Source organism: Ignavibacteria bacterium (assembly GCA_016707005.1).
Taxonomy (GTDB): Bacteria; Bacteroidota; Ignavibacteria; order Kapaibacteriales; family Kapaibacteriaceae; genus UBA10438.
Genome location: JADJIQ010000002.1, coordinates 701,583 through 723,128 on the forward strand (window position 1 = coordinate 701,583; position 21,546 = coordinate 723,128).

The 21,546-nt window shown below is 54.2% G+C and carries 17 protein-coding genes and 1 riboswitch; of the genes, 7 read left to right on the forward strand and 10 right to left on the reverse strand.

Going from position 1 to position 21,546, the window contains the following annotated elements; genetic code table 11:
• The first annotated feature begins 13 nt into the window (after positions 1-13).
• The 4 genes from rpsP to IPI29_05755 all read left to right on the forward strand — a co-directional run bounded on the left by rpsP (position 14) and on the right by IPI29_05755 (position 5,289).
• Positions 14-547, forward strand: a complete 534-nt coding sequence (rpsP, locus tag IPI29_05740; protein MBK7412038.1) for a 30S ribosomal protein S16 — start codon at positions 14-16, stop codon at positions 545-547.
• Positions 548-618: 71 nt separating this feature from the next.
• A complete protein-coding gene (locus tag IPI29_05745) occupies positions 619-1,044 on the forward strand; it encodes a hypothetical protein (GenBank protein MBK7412039.1) in 426 nt (141 codons plus the stop codon).
• Positions 1,045-1,111: 67 nt separating this feature from the next.
• Positions 1,112-4,261, forward strand: a complete 3,150-nt coding sequence (locus tag IPI29_05750; protein MBK7412040.1) for a CRTAC1 family protein — start codon at positions 1,112-1,114, stop codon at positions 4,259-4,261.
• A 26-nt stretch (positions 4,262-4,287) separates the two neighbouring features.
• Positions 4,288-5,289, forward strand: coding sequence for a cation diffusion facilitator family transporter (locus IPI29_05755; GenBank protein MBK7412041.1), 1,002 nt, complete (start codon positions 4,288-4,290; stop codon positions 5,287-5,289).
• Here IPI29_05755 and IPI29_05760 read toward each other — a convergent pair.
• From IPI29_05760 to IPI29_05780, 5 genes are all read right to left on the reverse strand, one after another.
• Positions 5,273-7,411 carry an OmpA family protein gene (locus IPI29_05760; protein ID MBK7412042.1) on the reverse strand — a complete coding sequence of 713 codons (2,139 nt, stop codon included), beginning with the start codon at positions 7,409-7,411 and terminating at the stop codon, positions 5,273-5,275. The genes IPI29_05755 and IPI29_05760 overlap by 17 nt on opposite strands.
• Positions 7,408-9,492, reverse strand: coding sequence for a WD40 repeat domain-containing protein (locus IPI29_05765; GenBank protein ID MBK7412043.1), 2,085 nt, complete (start codon positions 9,490-9,492; stop codon positions 7,408-7,410). Before IPI29_05765 ends, IPI29_05760 begins: the two co-directional genes overlap by 4 nt.
• A gap of 62 nt (positions 9,493-9,554) precedes the next feature.
• Entirely contained in the window at positions 9,555-11,015 is a 1,461-nt protein-coding gene (dnaB, locus tag IPI29_05770; protein MBK7412044.1) for a replicative DNA helicase, read from the reverse strand.
• Between the two features lie 155 nt (positions 11,016-11,170).
• Positions 11,171-12,169: a Gfo/Idh/MocA family oxidoreductase gene (locus IPI29_05775; protein ID MBK7412045.1), complete on the reverse strand. Its 999-nt coding sequence runs from the start codon at positions 12,167-12,169 to the stop codon at positions 11,171-11,173.
• A gap of 27 nt (positions 12,170-12,196) precedes the next feature.
• Positions 12,197-13,222: a glycosyltransferase family 9 protein gene (locus IPI29_05780; protein ID MBK7412046.1), complete on the reverse strand. Its 1,026-nt coding sequence runs from the start codon at positions 13,220-13,222 to the stop codon at positions 12,197-12,199.
• 53 nt (positions 13,223-13,275) lie between these two features.
• Here IPI29_05780 and IPI29_05785 point away from each other — a divergent pair, with 53 nt between their 5' ends.
• On the forward strand, positions 13,276-13,617 hold the full coding sequence (locus IPI29_05785) for an STAS domain-containing protein (protein MBK7412047.1): 342 nt from the start codon (positions 13,276-13,278) through the stop codon (positions 13,615-13,617).
• Here the strand turns inward: IPI29_05785 and IPI29_05790 are convergent.
• From IPI29_05790 to IPI29_05805, 4 genes are read right to left on the reverse strand one after another with little or no spacing between them, the layout of a single operon-like run.
• On the reverse strand, positions 13,614-14,120 hold the full coding sequence (locus tag IPI29_05790) for an NADH-quinone oxidoreductase subunit C (GenBank protein MBK7412048.1): 507 nt from the start codon (positions 14,118-14,120) through the stop codon (positions 13,614-13,616). The two genes, IPI29_05785 and IPI29_05790, sit on opposite strands and share 4 nt — an antisense overlap.
• Before the next feature lie 11 nt (positions 14,121-14,131).
• On the reverse strand, positions 14,132-14,782 hold the full coding sequence (locus IPI29_05795) for a sterol desaturase family protein (GenBank protein MBK7412049.1): 651 nt from the start codon (positions 14,780-14,782) through the stop codon (positions 14,132-14,134).
• A 50-nt stretch (positions 14,783-14,832) separates the two neighbouring features.
• Positions 14,833-15,333: an SET domain-containing protein gene (locus tag IPI29_05800; protein ID MBK7412050.1), complete on the reverse strand. Its 501-nt coding sequence runs from the start codon at positions 15,331-15,333 to the stop codon at positions 14,833-14,835.
• Between the two features lie 42 nt (positions 15,334-15,375).
• Positions 15,376-17,634 (reverse strand): TonB-dependent receptor, encoded by a 2,259-nt coding sequence (locus IPI29_05805; GenBank protein ID MBK7412051.1) that lies wholly within the window; start codon positions 17,632-17,634, stop codon positions 15,376-15,378.
• A 103-nt stretch (positions 17,635-17,737) separates the two neighbouring features.
• Positions 17,738-17,835, reverse strand: a riboswitch (TPP riboswitch).
• Positions 17,836-17,886: 51 nt separating this feature from the next.
• On the opposite strand from IPI29_05805, the gene murA reads away from it, so the two are divergent.
• On the forward strand, positions 17,887-19,149 hold the full coding sequence (gene murA / locus IPI29_05810; GenBank protein ID MBK7412052.1) for a UDP-N-acetylglucosamine 1-carboxyvinyltransferase: 1,263 nt from the start codon (positions 17,887-17,889) through the stop codon (positions 19,147-19,149).
• A gap of 161 nt (positions 19,150-19,310) precedes the next feature.
• Positions 19,311-20,354, forward strand: a complete 1,044-nt coding sequence (locus IPI29_05815) for a peptidoglycan DD-metalloendopeptidase family protein (GenBank protein MBK7412053.1) — start codon at positions 19,311-19,313, stop codon at positions 20,352-20,354.
• On the opposite strand, the gene IPI29_05820 is transcribed toward IPI29_05815, so the two are convergent.
• Entirely contained in the window at positions 20,338-21,543 is a 1,206-nt protein-coding gene (locus IPI29_05820) for an LCP family protein (protein ID MBK7412054.1), read from the reverse strand. The genes IPI29_05815 and IPI29_05820 overlap by 17 nt on opposite strands.
• Positions 21,544-21,546 lie beyond the last annotated feature (3 nt).

The following is a 21,546-nucleotide window of genomic DNA, read 5'->3' on the forward strand; positions in this document are numbered from 1 at the left end:
CCCCTAAGGAGACATCATGGTAAAACTCCGCTTGCGTCGCCGCGGTCGTAAGAAGCACCCCTTCTATGACATCGTTGCGATCGACGGACGCGCTCGTCGAGACGGCGCTTCGATCGAACGGGTCGGCTATATCGACCCAATGACAAACCCAAAGAACGTTGTTCTTGATGCATCACGTGCGCTCTATTGGCTCAACGTGGGTGCTCAGCCAACAGACATCGTTCATCAGATCCTCAGCCGCGAAGGAGTTCTCCTCCGCCGTCACCTTGGTTTCAAGGGCAAGACGGAAGAAGAGATCGAAGCCGCCGTTGCACAACATAAGGCTGTTGCGCAGTCTCGCTACGACCGCCTTAAGAAGCGTCGTGCAGACCGCGATAAGGCACGCGCAGAAGCTGCCAAGGCACCTGTTGTTGAAGCAGCTCCTGAAGTAGCCCCTGTTGCAGAAGCAGCTCCTGAAGTAGCTCCTGTTGCAGAAGCAGCTCCTGAAGTAGCTCCTGTTGCAGAAGCAGCTCCTGAAGCAGCTCCTGAAGCTCCAGCCGCAGAATAACTCTTCATTCAGATACTCAACCAAGAGCGCGTTCATCACCCGATGGACGCGCTCTTTCTTTAAATTCCCTCATGCTGCATCCAACGATATCAGAACGCTACGTGCAACACCGCCGGGTTTATGCTCGCTTGTTGCGTCTCGCTTTTACGCTGGCAGGCCTCTATTGGTTTGTGATCTATACGCTGCCTCTTGAGCAGCACATGTCACTTCGGGCCGGTCAGTCGATGATCTACTTCATTCTGATGACGCTCTGGGGTTTGGATTATATGCGCGAGCAACGCAGGCTCACGGTGATCATTGAAGCAGCAAATGGGAAGGGGCTTCCCCCTGATCAGGTCACGTTTTCTGACGTGGCCAGGTACGAATCGCTCTTTTCAATGTTCGTTCCTCGCAGGGGTTTCTGGGGAACTGTTGTTCCAATGATCTTCACGCTCGGACTCCCCGCAGCTCTCATTCTAGTGGTGCTCCAATACGTGCGAGTTTTCGCAGCCTTCTAGGGTCGCACGCGTTCCAACGAAGGGCCGTACACGCTATCTTTCGGCTTCCCTTTCCGGAGATAGAACGATGCTGCGCAGCCCCCTTTCAAGTGCTATTGCGTTTCTCATAGCGGTGCTTACTGTTGATGCTTCGGCACGGCTTGATACAGTACGACTCGACAACGGGACGGCAGGGTCAGCGAATTCGGTTCGTGCCCAGTGGGAAGAGTCTGTTATCCTCAGTCCCGAACGTCCATGCCACGTCAAGAAGATCCTCGTTTACTACGGCGCAGGCACCGGAAGCGATGAGATCCGCATCACCGGCGACGCATCTGAAGGCACGATCCCACCCTCACAGTATTGCTTCTCGTACAACACCCTCGTTGCTCAGACGGTAAACGTCACAAAGACAGGATGGGTTGAGGTTGATGTGAGCGCGCACGGACTCGTCATCGGTGGATACGATCGCATTGTCGTGCAGCACCTACTTCGAACAGGTGGTCCGGTCTGGGCTCAGGACAACAACGGGATGACGGCCGTTACCTCGTTTCTCTACGACCCGATCTCCCCGAATCCGAATTTCTATAACATCCCGGGTATCTACTACCGTGCCACCGGCGACTACATGGTTCGGCTCGTTGTTGAGGACGTTCATGAGTTCCGTCCTGCTCCCCAATTCAGTGATGTCTCGGCAGAAATGGGGCTCACCAATACCGACGGATCAGCTATCCGATCGGATCAGGCCACCGTGGTCGACTGGGATAACGACGGATTCGACGACGTATGCCTCGGAGCGTTTTACTTCCACAACGACAGCGGTGTTCGATTCACGCGGGTAACACTTCCGATGGCAGGCGGCCCAACATCGTGGGGAGACGTGGATAACGATGGAGACATGGACTGTTTTGTAGCCGCAGGTAACTTATCCGACCAACTATGGCGCAATGATGGCAACGGGGTCTTTGTTGACGTCACATCTGCATCGTTTGTCACGAATGACGCACCAACTGTAACAGCGCTTTGGTTTGATATGGATCACGATGGAGATCTCGATCTTTTTCTCGCAAACGGCCGTAGAGAAGTGAACGGTCAGGAAACCTACTTCCAAGACAAGCTCTTGCGCAATAATGGCGCTATGCAATTCTCCGACGTCACAACATCATCCCAACTAGCATTGGGAGAACCAAGCCCGTTCTATGATACATGGGGCGCATCATTGTGTGACTTCAATAGCGATGGATGGACCGACATCTTCGTTGCGACATATCGGTTAGCGCCTGATCGCTTATATCGCAACAACATGAATGGAACGTTCACCGAGGTCTCGCAACAGACAGGTGCTATTGGCATCGCTACAACCCAGCCACAGTACTTCGGACATGGCATGGGCAGTGATTGGGCAGATATCGACAACGATGGAGACCTTGACCTAGCCGTTGGCAACCTTGGTCACCCCGATTCACGCGCTCAGTACTCAAACCCATCACTTATTCTCCGCAATACCGGTAGCAACGCGTCACCATCCTTCACAAATTGGTACGGAACAGATGCCCAAGGCATCCTGCGCTGGCATGGTGTGAAGTTCCGTGAAATGAATGCCGGGATGTGTTTTGGAGACCTTGACCACGATGGCAGTTCGGATCTCTGGCACGGTCAGATATCGTATGAAGCCTTTGGTGCCGGCGCGAACCGTCCCGCCCACCTCTACTATGGTTCAACAACCCCCAACACGCCCTTTGTTGACCGCGCATGGGAGCAAGGGCTCTTTATCCATGGTGCATGGACCGCTGTACGTTTCGATGTCGATCGCGATGGAGATCTCGACCTTCTTTGCGCCAGCGGCACAGAGAACATTAAACTCTTCCGCAATGACGTTGCGAAACTCGGCAACAGCATCACCCTCCGTCTTCGTGATGCCTCTGCATCCTCACATCGCGACGCATACGGTGCCCATGCAACGATCTATGCAGGGGGCAAGCAATACCATCGATGGATGCCCGGCACGGTATCCGGTGGACGCATGTCGCAAATGTCACAAGACCTCCACGTTGGCATTGGACGGAGCACGATCGACAGCGTCGTTGTTGTGTGGCCGAATGGCTCGCGTACATCGTACACAACAGCTACCGAGAATGGTGCGTGGATCGTGGCAAAGAACGGATCAGTGTCGCCTCTCACGCAACCACGCGCACTACAACTGGCACCAGCTACCGGATCGATCGATCACGCTTCGCCCGTCATCTTGCAGTGGACCGGTCCTCGGGGTTCCATCTACGATGTTGTGATCGGGCTCAAGCCGGACTTCAATCAGCCACTGCGCGATGTAATGGGAGCTGCAAGCGATACGATCATCTTCAATAACGGCACACCCGGAACTACATACTTCTGGCGGGTACGTCTGAGTGGTCAAAAGTGGTCGCCAACATGGAACTTCACCATCGGTCGTCCGGCAGCTCTCCCTGTACAACTCGAGACCCCTGCTCACCAAGCCATCAACGTGCCCACCATCGCACCACTCGTTTGGCATAAGGCAACCTATGCGGGTAGCCTGTCGCTTCCATTGACCTACACCGTAGAGCTTGCATCAGATCCAAACTTCTCGGAGAACCTACAACGACTTGTTGGCGTAGTAGACACAACGGTAACTGCCACCGGAATCGGCACCGCCTCTGTCCAGTATTGGCGTGTGCGTGCTGACAACCAATGGCAGAACGGCATTTGGTCCAACGTTCGAAAGTTCACCACGTATGATGTACCCGGAAGCATCGAACTCGTTTTCCCGGCGAACAATGCAACGAATGTCACTACCCGTCCGCGATTCACCTGGAACCGCAATGCCTTCGTTGATCGCGGATATGAAGTTGAGGTAGACACAGTAGAGACGTTTGCAACCGCTGTAAAACGCAAGGCAGGAGACACCTCACTGGCCATCACGCCCCCTCTCAAACCTTCCAAGACCTACTATTGGCATGTACGAGGAACGAACACAGCAGGAAGCGGAGAGTTCAGCAGCACCTACACGTTCAACACCGCATCAACAACGTCAGTGGATGAGGGGGCGATGGAGATCAACACCACGATACAGACGATAGAGCTCTACGATGTACTCGGAAGACTGATAACATCAGGTTCTATCGAAGACAGACCAGAGATGCTCGGACGCAGCCACGGTCTTGTCTTGTGTGTTGAACGTTCGGCATCTGGGAGCGTCATCAGGTCCTATACAACGTTCCGGTAACTGAACAACTGCGTAACTTCGCGGTCATGTTCAACGCAATAACAGCAGCCCGTCAGATCATTCGTCCGCTCCTGAGGCGTGATGCTCCCGAATACGCATCGATGATCTCTCTCATCGTTTGTATTGTGATGGCCGCTGTTTCACTTGTGATCGGCCTCGTTCAGCGGTCCTTGATCGTGCAAACGAACGGATACATCACACTGATCGACATCGGGAACTCGCTGCTGTTCCTTGCGGCCGTTCAACGCTCCATGCGCGATCCGGACATGACCTTCAACTACGGATACGGCAAGTATGAAAGCCTAGCGATCCTTGTAAGTGCGAATCTCCTCATCGTCCTCACGATCTTCACGATCAGCGAGGCTGTGCTGATCTTCCAAACGCCACCGGTTGACCAGAACTCCTATCTCTTGCTAACATGGAGCGCTGCATCATTCTTTGTGATGCGTTTCACCGGCAGACTTCTGAATACGTATGCGAATCGTTTTCACATGCCCATGCTCAAGTACGATGCAGAGCTGTGGCGTGTTGATTCATGGATCGAGATCGGCGTGTTTGCCAGCCTCATCGTAAGTGGCGTACTCCAGTACCTCGGACAATATTCCATTGGTGCGGTGCTTGACGGCATCGTCTCCATTGGAATGCTCATCGTTGCCATCCAAGTTCCGCTGAAACACGGGAGCGAGGCATTCCGTCAGTTACTTGACAGAACGCTGCCGGACGAGATGCAGTACGAGATCCTCGCTGTGATCGCTGAGAATCACGACCGAATGTGCGAGTTCAAAAGTGTTCACACACGCCAGTCCGGCAAGGACATCTTCATAGAGATCGATCTTGTGATGCCGTTTGACTATACACTCGAGCATCTATATCAGCTAGAAGCGGATATTCTCAAGGGGCTTCATCAGAAGTTTCCAACGGCTATCCCGCGTGTATACGTTACGCCGTGCGATCACCAGTGTGAACACGCGGGCACAACTACGTGTCCGGTGAAGAAAGCCATTCAGCCCCCTACTTACCTCGCTTGACCTCGATCTGTACTGTACGGCTGAGGAAACGTTCTTCCGGTGTAGCGTAGGATTCAATACCTGGTGGGAATCGGTCCGTACGGATCTCATTACACGCCAGATCCACACGCTTCTTGAGGTGTTTCTTGATCGTGGAACAGACGGCATCGGCGCGCTTCTGGGAAAGCTTCTTATTGAACTCCGCGTTCCCAAGCATGTCGGCATACCCACGAACTACCACCGTTGAACCAGCAGGGACGTTCTCGATAAACGTCTTGATCTGTTCTTCTGCGATCGGCGTGATCTCATCGCTGGCCACATCAAAGAGCGTTAGTGTAAGGCGCTCCAACTCGATCTTTGTTGTGTCCTTCTTAACGGCGAGCTTAGTGACAGCCGTTGCAGACACTCCACGGATCGCATTCACCTTCAGCTTCACATCCACCGGTTTGCCATCCTGCATTAGGTCGGCTGTTGCCGGCGTAAGGACCTGTGTGACTTGTCCGGGCACGCCCTTGCCGGACTGTGAGAACACCACCGTGGACCCCGATGTTGCTTCAAGTGTCCAATCTGTGAGGTACTGCTGACTCGTTCCAAACGGATCGAACATGATCTTCGGCGGATCCACTGTTTGTGCTTCATTGAATCTGCGTTTGGCTACAGAACTGAGCAAGGCAAGATCATTGGTCAGGATCTCAACGCGACGATTCTCCGAGTACCCTTCTTCTGACTGTTGTCGAGTTGCACGTTCAGGAGCGCACGAGCCACTTGCCGTTTCAACCGAGATCCGATCTCCGCTCACGCCCCAGACACGAACAAGGTAGTCCTTCACAGCTGTTGCACGTTTTTTCGCAAGATCACAATCAGCTCCTTCCGTGGTAGGGTCTGATGTTCCGCGCAACCTGATCGTGGCATTTGGCATGTTCTTCATCCGCTCGCCAACGATGTTCAGGATCTCGCGGTGCACGGCTGTAGTTCGAGGCGCAACTGCCGACGCATCGTATTCCTTAGGATCCGCCACTTGATGATAGCGGAAGGACAACGAAATGGATTGGGCCTCGAAGAACACAACGGGGAGAATAGGAAGAGCTTCTGTGATGAATTGCGTTGAGACATTGATCGTAAAGATGTCCTTCAGTGCACCTGACGCTTCAACGGCCTTGGCAGCGATCTTGGCATAGATGATCGGAGGGGGCGGACTGAACACTGTATCTGTGCGATAGGCCCGATCGGTGATCGTAACCAAGTCTGTAGCAACCACGGTATCCGTGACGATTCGTTCTTGCCCCGGTACTCGGCGACGTTCAGCATCTGGTGCGATGTCTACGATCACGGAGTCCACAAACTCTTCACGTCTGCGCTCCACCGGCGTTGGAGGCTCTGGTGCGTTAAGAGACATCGCGATGCTAGCGCCAACGCGCAGCATGTTCGCTTTCCAGTCCTGACCCTCTACGATATCACTAAGGCCGATGGTATAGAGGATCTCCGGCGTAAGGACAACGGAGTGGTTCTCTGTGAGGGGGATATCATACCCGAGGCCCACGACTGCACCGAGCTGTGGCGATGACAGTCCCGTGATGTCGGCATTAACTGTTTCATTCCGCACGCGGCGTCCATTCTCAAACGTGCCGGTACCAGGAACGATAAGAGTTTCTTCTTGAGTGAACGTTGGTTGGGACATGATCCCGGCCGATGCACCAAGCATAAGACGCAGCGGGTCGAACACGCGAATGTCCACGAGGAACTCACCGCCGAGCCACGACATGCGTGCATCAAGGGAATGGCGCGTTACGCCCTCCGTGGCACCTGAAACAAAGATGTTTTCATCTGTCTCAAACGTTCCGTTGTAGGACGCAAAGGTTCCGCGCAATGTGAGTCGAAATGTCTTCGTAACCTCTTGACGAATGAACGCAGAAATGGCCGGACCAAAACTCTGCGCGGACGTGTATCCTACGCAACAGGTAGGTGCCTGCGGAAGAACAAAATCGCCGCTGTGCATCACCATGTTGAGATCGGCGCTCATACCGATCTGGAACAGCCACACATCCTCCGGACGAGTGACCTTCCACCATTGTGCGGAAGCGATGAGTGGAACAAAAAAGAAGCAAAGGGCAAGAAGAAGCCGACGGCATAGTGGGTGCTTCATCGTGCACCCTCCATAACAACAGCACTCGTGCTTTGTGTAGAGGTGGTCACACTCAGGATAGCAATGCCGCTGACAACGTCGAATGGAATGATCCGATCTACCTGTCGAGCAAGTTCCTCTGACGCAGTAGCGGTTCCCCGCCACACACAGCCCCCTTGCAGATCATACAGGGCGAGATCCGTTGGACCGGACTCAGCGAGAAGGACGCGGAAATGTATTCCCTCCGCGGCAGGGATCGATTGGATCTCTAGGGCAGTGCCAACGGATGAAAACAACCGAGGTCCCGAACCCTCTCTACATATCCCTTGCACAAGGATGGGTTCGGCCCGCGATTCAACACGCATACCCGGTCCGGTGCCTATTTGATCGACGCGTGTGACGGAGAGAGCCGAGATGCTATCCTGACCTAACGTTCCTTGGAATGAAACCGTAAAGAGCGGAGCGTCAGATGTTGGCAAGGGCAGTGTCACTTCAAAGTACTGTCTGCTCCGGCGTATACCATTGGAGTCCGTAATCACATCTTCAAAACTGTTTTCGAGCGGTACTGATGATCCGATTCGGAACAACATGGATGGATCGAAGACCATGTGCAAACGCACACTGTCGATCTGTGCAAGATCAAGGAATTGAGCGCCTTCCAATGCAACGGTGATCGTGGTGTTCTCACGGATCTGGATCGTATCACCTGTGGATGTGAACCGAGCGAATGCCGGTGGCGGTGGAGCGATGGTGAACGTACCGCTGGTATCGGATTGGAGGACGATCTCACGGACCTGCCACACACGGGCTGTTCCATCGCGAGATGTTGTTAGGAGTCGGTCACCGGACTCATTCCATCGAACAACACTCACATCGTCATTATGCTGAAGGTTGCGAAGTGTAGTGTTCGTTGACAGCTGATGGATCCGTGCGAAGTTGTCGTCCGATGCGCCCGCCAGCAGCGTACCGTCAGACGTAAACGCAACCATGCGTACAGCACCAGTATATCCAGCAAACGTCGTGCGGCGCTGGCCTGTTGCCACGTCCCAGACAGTGATGGTTGAATCTGCCATTCCCACGGCAACAAGTGATCCGTCCGGAGAGAAGGCAGCACAACGAACACCTTCCTTCGGGTCGTTGACGTTCCATGCTTCAACACCTGTGGTGGCACTCCATAGTCGGATAGTTGCATCGCCCCCTACCGTACAGATCTTTGTTCCATCCGGACTCCATGCACCGGAGATCACACCAACGTCGTGACCGGTAAAGGCCAGAGGGAGTCCAACCGCTCTGCCATAGACCCTAGCTTCATTAGCACAAAGAAGAACTCGAAGCCCCTGCGCGTTGAGTACCATGTCTTCAAGGGTCGAACCGGCTGAATGTGTTGCACGGGCAACACCATTTGGAAGATTATACACACGGACACGATTGTCATCTGCCTTCGTAAAGAGCCACTGTCCGGTTGAGTCGAGCTCAACCTTCGTAACAACATCAGGATGAGTTATCGATTGGGCAACAGTATTCGATGGGACGTCGATAACAACAGCTTTGTTATCATCGGATCCAGTAACGATCTTCATACTGTCGAGGCTCCAGCGCACACTATAGTATGTGGCCCTAGGTACGGGCAAGGTTACGAGTGGCGAAGATGAGCTTTGTTGAGCGTCCCAGATATGCGCTTCAGCTGCAACGCTCACAACACGGTCAAACGAGGGAGACCACCAGGCATCGGACACCGGACTGCTGTGTCCGCTATAGATCACGTTATCCTGCGCTCCCGGCGGGCGTAGCTGCGAGACGCGCATGCGGTAGGAAGCTGACGGACTGATGCCCTTGATGTTCCAGACAAACAAGCCACCCTTGGCACTGTCGGCGATCACTTTCCAAATACGTCCATTGTCCACGGTATAGTCAAGCCGGACACTGATGGTATCATCGACACCGCTCCACCTGATATCCACGGTGGTATCTCGTGTTGTGTAGAAGATCTCGCCCCCTAGAGGAGCGATCAACGTCAATGTTGTGTCCTGCGCGCTGACGTTTGTCAGCGATCCAATGACCGTAAGGACGATCCCCATCGCCCAGACGTACGAATTCCTCACAATACGCTCCCCTTTTGTGTTCTGGAGTAATCTACGACCTAGGCGGCCAAACCACAACGCGGTCAGAACGGTGATTCTCCCGGAGGGAGCATTCCTGTCTCTGGCGAGACATCAAAAGCATCCCGGTGGAAGGTAAGATCGTGGAATGCGGCCAACTCCTTTTGGTAGAAGAGGCGCACATCACCGGTTGGTCCATTCCGCTGTTTGCCGATGATGATCTCGGCCACGTTCTCCGTTGAACGGCCATCTTCAAACGTCGCGATCTTGTAGTATTCGGGCCGGTGAATGAACATTACCACGTCAGCATCCTGTTCGATCGAGCCGGATTCCCGGAGATCTGAAAGCATCGGGCGCTTATCTGCTCGGGCCTCAAGAGTACGATTCAGCTGCGAAAGGGCAATGATCGGAATCTGGAGCTCTTTTGCCACGGCCTTGAGCGTGTGGGAGATCATAGAGATCTCCCGCTCCCGGCTCTCGGCCTTTGGAGCATGCATCAGCTGTAGGTAGTCCACGATCACAACATCGATCTTATGTTCGATCTTCATTCGGCGACACTTTGCCCGAAACTCGACCGGGGTAAGGCCTGCAGAATCATCGATATAGATCTGGGCATTCATGAGACTATCCACCCTGGTGACGATCTCATGCATCTCTGTGGTCGACAAACGGCCGCTGCGCAAGGCCTGAAGTCCTACTTGTGCGTCGGCCGAGATCAGACGCAGCACAAGTTGTTGGGCCGACATTTCAAGAGAGAAGATCCCTACGGATTTGCCCCTTCTCGAAGCCTCGCGCGCAACGGAGAGAGCAAAGGCCGTCTTCCCCATCGAAGGGCGTGCAGCTACGATGATCAGATCCGACGGTTGGAGTCCGCTCAACAACTGGTCGAGCTGCGTGAAGCCTGTTGGCACACCAGTGACGCCATCCCCCTCACCTGAAGCGATCGAGAAGATCTTCTCAATGGCCTCCTTGGTAAGCTTCTTCATTCCTGAATACGAACGGCGGAGTCTCTTTTCAGCTACCTCAAAGATCCGTTGTTCCGCCCGGTCTACCTCATCAAGTGCGTCCGTGGTGTCATCGTAACAGTCGCCAATGATGTCTCCTGCCACCTTGATAAGCTGACGCTTGAGGTATCGTTCGAGGACGATGCGTGCATGGTGTTCAACGTTCGCAGCCGATACTGTTCGGACATTGATCTCGGTTAGAGCGAACATCCCGCCCACTCTGTCCAACGTTCCATCGCGCTGAAGCTGGTCCGTGAGCGACACCAGATCGATCGTTACACCACGTTCGAACATCGCCAACATGGCCTTGAAGATCAGAACGTGTTTGTCATGATAGAAACACTCAGCATCGAGCACCTCCACAACCTTCGGTACCGCATCTTTATCAATGAGCATTGCACCAAGCACGGCAACTTCCGCATCAGTGGAATGGGGCGGGATATTTCCGATCACATCATCGATCGGTATCACCTGGGTACGGGGCTGTCGGGAGCGTTGCTCCCGCTGGGGGGTTGAAGACATTCGCGCAATCTAGGAAACAGCGAAGAGCTGTTTTCCCACCGTTATCCCCATGTTAATGTGCTAATGTGCTAATGTGCTAATTAGCTAACTAGCTAATTGAATTAGCACACTAGCACATTAGCATATTAGCACATTAGCATACTAGCACATTAGCACTAAGGGATGACGATCTCTCGTTTGAGTTCGGCACTGGCGTAGAGCGCCTCTACGACCTTCATACGCTCGAGGGCTTCGTCGATCGTAGAGATCATGGGGACGAGGCCGCGGACAGCGTTCACAAAGTGCTTGAGCTCCGATTCGTAGCTCTTCTTGTAGATCTCTAGCTGGGTCTTCTTTTGAGGAGTAGAGGTGCTCGAGATACTGGTTCCTGTTTTTCGAACAAGGCGGTACGGATTGATGTAGGCACTGCCCTTTTTGCCGAACACGTTGCAGTAGTATAGGTCTTCGGCCCGAACGAGCGACCAGCTTGTTTCGATGGTGGCAACTGCCCCATTCTCAAACTGGAGCATGGCCACAACAACATCTTCCACGGTCTTTGTCTCGTGGTGGAAGGTAGATGCCGTAACGCTGCGAACTCTTCCGAAATCAAAGACGTGCAGGATCATGTCGAGAACTGCGATCCCAAGGTCGACCAGGACGCCCCCTCCCGACATATCAGCATTGGCAAGCCAACGAGCATCTGTGGAACGTTGCTTCACCCAACCTGCTTTGACATAATACACGTTACCGATCTCGCCCCGGTCAACGGCGTTCTTCATGTTCACCACGTCAGGACGGAATCGGTGGTTCATACCCACCATTACATGTACGCCGTGTTCCTGAGCCAGTGTCTTGATCTCCATCGTCTCTTGCAGCGTGCGAGCTGCGGGACGCTCAACAAAGACGTGTTTCCCTGCTGCGATAGCCTGCATTGCTACAGCCGCATGGGCGTCGGTACTGGTTGTAACGAACACAGCATCCACGTCCGGGAGGCTAAGTGCCTCCTCAAGCGTTCGGAATGCATAAGGCACCTGATACTTTTCAGCAAGGATGCGGGCCTTGGAGATCTGTCGATCACAGATGGCCACGATACGGACCCCGCTTGCTGCTGTGAGAAGCGGGAGATGAATGCCTTGGGCAATGTTGCCGGCGCCGACGAGTACGATTCCGATCATCTGATTTCCCAAGCAACAATCGTGCCGTCAGATAAGTTCGCTCAAGGCTGACATAACTCTCTCTACGGAGATCCCGACCATACAGGCAAAGTGTCCCTTTGGACATGTTGCCCTTCCGATGTGCGAGCACGGCCTGCACGCTACATCGTGTTCTACGATGCGCGATGGTACGGCATACGGCGCAAATCCCAGCTCTTTCACAGTAGACCCGAAGATCGCTATGATCGGGATCTGTCTTGCAGAAGCCAGGTGCATAACACCCGAATCATTCGTGACAATTGCCTGACACGTGTCGAGTATCCGTACCGTGGCCTCAATGGATGTGGATCCATCGGCCCGGACGACACCGACTCCGGATGCCTCTGCGACAGCTGAGCAGATATCTACATCAGCGGGTCCGCCTACGAGGACGATCTCCTTGCCATGACCACACGAGAGTTCTTGTGCAAGCTGCGCAAATCGGGCAACGGGCCAACGTTTGGTAGCATGATGTGCACCCGGTGCCATGGCGATCCGCTGCGAGGTACCGCGTGACGGTTGGGCGCTGAGGTATACACCCTGCTCTCGTTCCTCCGAGAGCCACACCTCACAGCCTTCCGTGTCCCAAACGAGAGGGTGATGTTCTAAGGGGCTCCTGTATCTCGCAACGATGGGCGTGATCACAGACGGACGTTTCTTGAGCCAAACCAAGGCGAGCTTTTCAAGTCGGTGCTTCGGTGCGCAGACAACAACATCACCAAGTCCGTGTCGCAAAGAGGCCGAACGAAGATTGCGTTGCAGATCAACGATCAGATCATACGATCCGTCAAGATCCGCCAACGACTCGAGCATTTCGATCTTTATCTCATCATTCTCCGGCTCGGCCGAGGCCGTGGTTGCGATCGGCCATACATGCCGGACTCGCGGATTGTTCTTCCACACGCCTGCGAATCTCTCTGCAACAGCAACATCGATCCGAGCATGCGGATACGTTCGCTGAAGCTGCCGCACCAGTGGGGTGGCAAGGATACAATCACCGAGTGACGAGAGGCGGATGACAAGGATGGAACGCATTGGCGTGAAGTTTACGATCTTTGTGTCATCAACAATCACTCTGCCTCAAGAACATGCGCTTTTCAGTAGAACAAGACGACGAACTGGTTGTCTTCACGATAAAAGAACCGATGCTCGACGGGACAAATGCCCCTGAGGTAAAGAGCGAGCTCCTCATTCTCTGCCAACCGTCTGTGAAGGCACTTGTTGTAGACCTTTCAATGGTCCACTTCTGTGATTCCCAAGGCCTTTCATCGCTCCTTCTTGCCCATCGGCAAATGAAGGATCACGAAGGATTTGTCATCCTCGTTGGTGTACAGGACCAAGTGCGAAACCTCTTCCGTATCTCCCAGATCGAATACCTCTTTGAGTTTCAGGCAACTGTTGCAGACGCCATCGCCTGGCTTCAGTCTTAGTCTTTTTCCGGCAGCGGAAGTGAACCGGGGATCCCCATCAGCGGGAAGTCCTTACGGAGCGGGTAGAGTTGCGTGCCGGTATCGTCCATGAAATCTTCCGGCATATAGAATCTGCGCAGATCAGGGTGTCCATCAAAGATGATCCCGTACATGTCGTAGGTCTCGCGCTCATACCAATTGGCCGACTCATACACGTCAACTGCAGTTGGCACATGGGGCGCATCCTCGCGTACGCCCACCTTGAGGCGCAGGCGGGTCTTGTATCGGATGGAATAGAGGAAATAGACCACTTCAAAACGTTCTCCCGCACGAGCCCAATCGATAGCCGTGACGTCCACAAGCTGATCGAAAGCCATGCTCGGATTCTCCTTGAGCTCGTGCAAAACATCGAGGAGGTCTGCTGCCTTCAGGACGAGAGTAACGTCTCCGTGATGCTCAATGGTCTGCACATCTGCAGCCACGGCCTTCACCACGTTCACGATCTCTGATGTTGCCAGTGCCATAGTAATGTTCCTCAGGATTTCGGTGTGGACGCTGGGGCCTTGCCGCGTCGGCGCGCCCATTCCGGAACCGTGTTGAAGACGTAGTCCCAAAGTGGATTGCTCACGCCGTACGCCGTGTGCTCGTCCACATAATGGTGCTTCATGTGATATTCTTTTAAGAACCGCCCAAAGCGGTTGGTCATCGGGAAGTGGTGCGTTGCATAATGAATGCTGTCGTATGCAACATATCCGAACAGGAAGCCTGCATACAGGGCATGATGGTGGGGAGAGAACGCTCCCTTGAATGCCCAGAAGAAGACAACAGCCAACGGCACACTTACGAGAAGTGGCATCACCAAGCGTGTTGAATCACGAGGATAGTCGTGATGGATGCCGTGCACAAGGAAGTGCATTTTCTTGCCAAGGTTCGATGTTGGATGGATATGGAAGGCAAATCGGTGGATGGTGTACTCCGTGAGTGTCCACGCCAGAACGCCGGCAAGGAAGAATACCCCAGTTGACCAAAGCGCAACTTCTCCGAAACTGAGAACCATCATCCACACGATCACCGGCACGAATACCACAACCGGAGTGATCGGATGGATATGCGAGAAATATTCAAGAATGGGGTTCTTGAAGAGTGGGATCGTTTCGTCTTTGTTCGACACGAACATTGCGCACATGATGGGGGTACCCTTTGTGATCGTTCAGCTACAAAAATACGCCAAGCCGGTCATTCTAGACCTAGAGCCCTGTGCATATCGTCGCCGTAATCGGTGAGGATCTCCTCGCCCGGTTTAATGCGCTTGGTGGCTACGATCCAAATCCGACCACCAAAATTGACGTACTCGGCATTCGGCTTCTTGCCTGACCCGTGGTAGTCACAGGCGTAGCGTGCCACCCCGCTGCTTGTCTTACGGGCGTCGATGACGTATTTCTCCGACAACTGGATGCCGTATGAGCCCATGTTGTCCTTGTCATACCTGCGATCGTACTGATCTGTAGTGAGCTTCTCACCGGAATACTCTACGATGCGCTCATCAGCTACAAAGGTCCGCATTGCGAACATTCCAAGGCCCGCCTTAGGAATGTTGCTTTTTTGGATCGTGATACCAAGATGTTCCCGCGTGTGCGGTCCACAGAATGGATGGGTGATCGTGGTCATGCGCTTGCAACGCCCCTTATCACCTACATGTGCACAACGGCGCGTTACGTTCACTGAGTGTCGTTTCATAGGGTGCGAATATAGCCGTTCTGAGTGGTGCTGTCCCTATGTTCAAAGGCGAATGTCCAGCATGACAACAAAATTCCGCGTTGCCTGCACGAAATATGTGGGTACGAGAGTGCCTCCAACGGTCTTGGAACCGCCACTTGTTACCACAAATGCATCAAAGAGATTGTTGGCTGTCACACCAAGACGATGCTGTCCGGCAAAGGTCCACCAGACCCGTGCATCGATCTGTGTGAAGGAAGGGATCACTACGGAGGGGGCGTTTGTGAGATCGGTGAAGGACTCCCCAACGTATCGAGTGGCAAGTTGAATTTCTAGGGGATCCACCGGACGGAACCGAAGTGTGGCGTTGGCTTGGAGCTCGGGAGTAAGAACGGGACGAACGTTGGTATAGACGGTATCGGTGCCGGTGTTTTCCGGACGGTACTCGTCAACATTGGCCGTCATCCAGGTTCCGTTGAGGTCGAACCAGAGTCCGGTCGTGATGAGAAGCGAACTCTCGAGCTCTATCCCAAGGCGTTGACTTGTGGGGACGTTCTTCCTCAGCTGAACGAACTGCTGCTCAATGTAGGGTCCGATGGGAGCAATCTCGTCTGTGAAGAACATCGCGAAACCGGTGAGATCCACGTAGCCGTACGGCTTCTGCACCTTGACACCTACTTCGAAGTCATTCACGAACTCCGGACGAACTGTTCCGGGGTTTTGGATCACCGCAATGTTAGCTTCATTGATCTGTGTGGATCCGAGGAGATCGAAGCGTGTGGGCTCTCGACCGGTTCGCCCGAATGAGGCATAGATCGTTGCGGCATCCGGAACATCATAACGGAATCCAACGCGCGGATTAACGAAGAACCATGTGTTATCGGGGATCTGTGTACCGACTCCTACCGTTCGTTCGTCGGGTGTGAAGGCCATCGAGACCGACCGCACTTGAACGTCGGCAAAGGCCTCCCAGGCATCACCGTGGTAGCGAGCACGCACAGTTCCGCTCACTTCGTTCTTCGTTGTTCGATCATCATAATACGGCCGGGCAGACTCCGGGCTTACATACTCCCAATTGCGCCGCTGGAAGGTGTAGGCGTGGATGCCAACGGATCCGTCGAGTCCGGGGAATATGTCTTTTGCGTCAAGGCTCGATATCACACCGAGGTGTTTATTCTCGAGCGGGTAGTTGGTTTGGGTGAGTACACCGTTCTCATCGCGATACCCGGAGAAGAAGTCGCCTCCTGCCCTACCATAATAGGCCGACGTGGTGAGCGTTGTGGCAGACGAGAAGGCGTGACTGTGCTGCAGTTGGATCAGTTGCTGACCAAAATCATCTGCATCCGTGCTGTCATTGAGATTCGTTCTTGGATCGATGTCGGCAAGGGGCTTCTCCACCGGATAATATCCAAGCTCATTCTGCGAGGAGCCCCATACATACGAGAGCTTGACAACATCATTCAGTCCGAACCATGCAGCAGAGGCATAGAGGGAGTTGGAGGTCGACCCGGTGTGATACCGATATCCGTCCGTGCGCAACGTGGTGAATCGTGCATAGACGCTTACATCATTTGTCATACGTCCGGTAGACACCGCCGCACTCCCCCGCAGGAGGTCGAAGGATCCTGCAGAAAGCTGGATCTCGGCAGAGGGATTGGTGTTGGTGAGCGTTGCTCCGTCAAAATTCACGGACCCGGCATACGAGGCCGTGCCATTCGTGCTCATGCCCGTGCCCCGTTGCACCTGAATAGAACGCATACCGTTGGAAAGATCACTCATGTTCGAGAAGAACACACCTTGGTCGATCATGTCGTTAAGGGGCGTTCCATCCAGCGTAACATTCACCCGTGTTTGATCGATGCCGCGGATCCGAAACGTTCCGTAGTTGGCAACAGCGGTTCCTGATTCGGAATACGCGATCACGGACGGGACGGTGCGCTCAAGAATGTACTGTGGATCCTGACCGATGTAGAGTTGGTCCATTGTTTCCCGCGTGACGGTTGTTTGCGTTACGGGATCCTGCTCGCCTGCTCGGAAACTCGCCACAACGATGCCCTGTGAAAGCACCGACGACTCCTCCATGACAATGGTGAACTCCAGCGCGGAGTCCTTGGCAACAAACACGCGCTGCTGCGGTTCGTAGCCAACACACGTGATGGCTAGGCGAGCTGTATCGCCCCCTGGAACATCAAGTCGGAACCAACCGCGGGCATCCGTATACGCCCCTCGCTGGGTTCCCAGAAGTTGGATCGTTGCTCGCACGATGGGCTGCGATCGGGTGTCTCGCACCGTTCCCGAGACCGTTATGGATCGCTGGGCCATGATTGGCCCCGACGTGGCCAGACACAGTAGCGTCAGGCAAAAGGAAGAAATGAACGTCTGCACAGACGCACCTCATGTTGGTAGAACATAAAGAGACGTCCGTTGGAGGAGAGAACCGTTTTCCTGCGCCGGCATTATCCGGATCAGGTTCCAAGAGTTTGATCTCAGCCGTCGAACTCGACAGCACCTCTAACGGGGAGTGCGAATATAGCACGATGACCTTGGATGATTCCCCCGCTCCTATCTTTGCCAATGGATAAATTCATCGTCGAAGGGGGCGTACGCCTCCAAGGAAACGTTGCGATCAGTGGTGCAAAGAACGCATCTCTCGCACTCATGCCAGCGTGCTTACTTGCACCGGGCATGTTCACATTGCACAACACGCCGAACAACAGGGACCTTTGGACGATGAGCGGCTTGCTCGGAAGCATGGGTGTTCAAACGGAACTCGTGGGTGATACGCTTTCGCTTGACGCTTCGAATCTTACGAGCCATGAAGCCCCGTACGACTATGTGAAACAGATGCGCGCGTCGATCTACGTTCTAGGACCGCTCGTTGCTCGCTATGGTGAAGCTCGTGTCTCGCTTCCCGGTGGATGCAACTTTGGTCCGCGTCCGGTTGACCTGCATTTGAAGGGTCTCGAAAAGTTAGGAGCAGAGATCGAGGTTGAAGGGGGCTATATCATTGCTAAGTGTCCTCGACTTCAAGGCACACACTTCCACTTTGACGTGTCGAGTGTTGGTGCTTCTGTGAATGTGCTCATGGCTGCCGTGCTTGCTAAGGGACACACAACATTGACCAATGTTGCCTTGGAACCGGAAGTGACTTCGGTGATCCACATGCTGGTGAAGATGGGCGCAAAGATCGAAGGCATCGGAACAACGACGCTTGAGATCGATGGTGTAGACGAGCTTCATGCCGTTGAAGAGACCACGATCCCCGACCGTATTGAGGCCGCAACGTTCTTGATCGCTGCTGCGATGACGAAGGGTGATGTAACGCTAACGAAGGTGATCCCCGAACATCTCACAGCGGTGCTTGGACGCATGGAAGATGCCGGCTGCTCATTGGAGATCGGCGCAGATACCATTCGCGTGGTCATGAATGATCGTCCGGAGGCCGTTGATATCACCGCTACGACGTATCCCGGATATCCAACGGACTCACAGGCACAATGGGCCGCCTTTATGCTCACGTCGAAGGGGGCTTCCCGGATCAAGGACACCATCTACCCAACTCGCTTTGGATATGTGCCGGAGCTGCAGCGCCTAGGCGCGAACATCGAGACCGGCGAAGGGTACTGTGTGGTGAAGGGTGGAGCACACCTTACGGGCGCAACCGTAATGTCGAGCGACCTTCGTGCAAGTGCGAGCCTTGTCATGGCTGCCCTTGTTGCAGAAGGGCATACTGAGATCCTGCGCGTGTATCATCTTGACCGTGGGTATGAAGCATTGGAGAAGAAGCTCGGTTCGCTCGGTGCTGTGATCCGCAGGGAACACACGGAAGAGTTCTGAGAACTGTTGCAACGATCCTTACCGTTCTGTGCTGCTGGACGGCCGTCCTGTGGGGTCAGTCGTCGATCTCATCTACGAAGGATGAGCTGGCGCGACTGCGCAGATCGATCGAGCAGACTCGGCAACGTATCGATGCATTGAATCGACGTGAATCGTCGGCCATGCGCTCCTTGAGTTCGTACCAACGCCAGCGCCACAACATCACAGTCTTTATCGCCTCGCTCGAAGCGGACCTAGCACGCCTTCAGGATACAGCCGCTGTTGTTGAGCAGCGCATCGCGAACACGCAGTCGTCGCTCACGCGAGCCGAATCGTCGTGGCGCGAGGCATCACAACGTATGCTCACGTATCGCACTGAGCATCAAGGCCTGCCCCCTGCCTCATTGCGTCATGATGCTGTCTATCGGTCGATCACTGCATCACTTGCCGCGTACCGCAGACAGATGCTGAATCTGAAGGACTCGTTGGCCTCGCAGAAACAGTTGTTGGATGACGTGTCGCTCACGCAACAACAGATCATCACGGCCAAGGAACGGGAGCGTAGCTCACTCACTGCTACGATAAGCAAGAGTCAGCAAGAGCTGATCAAACTGCGTTCAAACAAAAAGTCGCTCCAAGAAGAGTTGCAGAAGAAGCAGCAGAGCGCGCGCCGGGTTCGCTCGCTGATCAACGACCTCGTGGCGAAGGAGCGCGCTCGAGATGCGGAACGCAGAAGACGCGAGCAGGCACAGCGGTCGAAGAGCACACGCAAGGGCTCTGCTCCGGATACGCGCGAGGATGACGTTCGGACGGGCCCGGCTCCGCAGCGCGATGGATTCCGAAGCAACTCCTTGCCATGGCCAACACCGTCAACGGCCCTTCTCCATGGATATGGCACGTATCGCAATCCAGAGACTGGGACCACGCTTGAGAATCCCGGCATCGACATCAAGGCACCGATGGGAACGCGGGTGACATGTGTGGCCAAGGGAGAAGTATCATCCGTGACGTGGTTGCCCGGATATGGATCACTCGTGATCGTTGATCACGGCAACGGATTCCGAACGGTCTATGCAAATCTGGCAACGGTATCGGTCAAGAGCGGCAGCAGTGTGCAGTCCGGGACCGTTGTAGGGTCAAGCGGCGAGAACATCGACGGTAAACTCGTCCACTTCGAAGTGTGGTACGGTCGTGAACGTCAGAATCCGCTTACTTACTTGCGTTGACCTTGTTGTCTAGACTGATGTAGTCTTCGATGCGATGGGCAGCATCGTGATTCTTCACCCTGCGGTACGAAACGATAAGCATCGAGCACATTCGATCGCGATATGCCTTACGCTTCGAAAGGTCGGGCACCTGAAGCCAAGCACGTTGCTCATAGGGACGTCGCAACAATCGGATCACGCTTGCCGGTGATCGTGCAGAATCGAGAGCAGCCTTATCGATGAGTTTGGCAAGTCGGCGCTCATATGTCTCTTGGTTGATCGGAATACTATCAAGCCCCATACGACCGATCTTCTGTGAGATCTGTTTGTTGATCTCCGTCACATTGGCCGAGTCGAATGAATACACCTTGAGCTTGGTGATGAGCGATGGCTTGAGGCGCACCCAGATCCGTGTTGGATCCTCAGACGAGAAGCCATGACTGCGCAGGTCGTCCAAGATCTTTTCACAGGCATCATATGTCATGTTCGTCTCAACAAGCGCAAGAGCAGCTCGCAGGCCAAGTTCACCGACGAAGTCATCGGTATTGTCAAAAGCCCTGAGCATTACTTGGCGCATGAACTGACCTTGATTATAGACCCGTTGGAAGTCACCGGAGCTATATGCCTGACGTGAGCGCAATACGCGTAAGGTTGAAGATGCGTTCTCCTTATACCCCATGAGTTCAAGCAGTCCGATCGCTTGAGAGAATCCGAACTCCACCCAATAGTCAATACGCGGTACACCGGCGATCTCACAGATCGCTTTGAGGTAGGATGTACGTCCGCGGTTCGCACGGACATTCGTGAGTTTATTCAGGTTCGTAGTGTCATCGAATCCGGCGTCGAAATACGTGTCACGCGGGATGGAGATGATCTCTACGCATCCTGAGTCGACGAAGAACCGAATGAGGTGATTGGCATCTGCATGCCCCATCGGATCGCCAAGGCGTGAATCAACCCCGGTGACCATCACATTCACCACGCGGCCCGTGGGCTGAGGGAAGCCGGTGGCGCGCAGCGTGACTGTTGAATCCGTTACGTGGAACGTGACCGTATCGATGCCGTCGATGTTGGTACGTGCCGAAGCTTTCGTTCGGCCGGCAACTGCCGTGGTATCAGCGCCGTTGTTGACGTCCGCCGGAGCCTGATCTGTTCCTTTTGAACAACTGATAACGACGAGGCAGATCACTGCCAGCATGAATATGCGCATGTA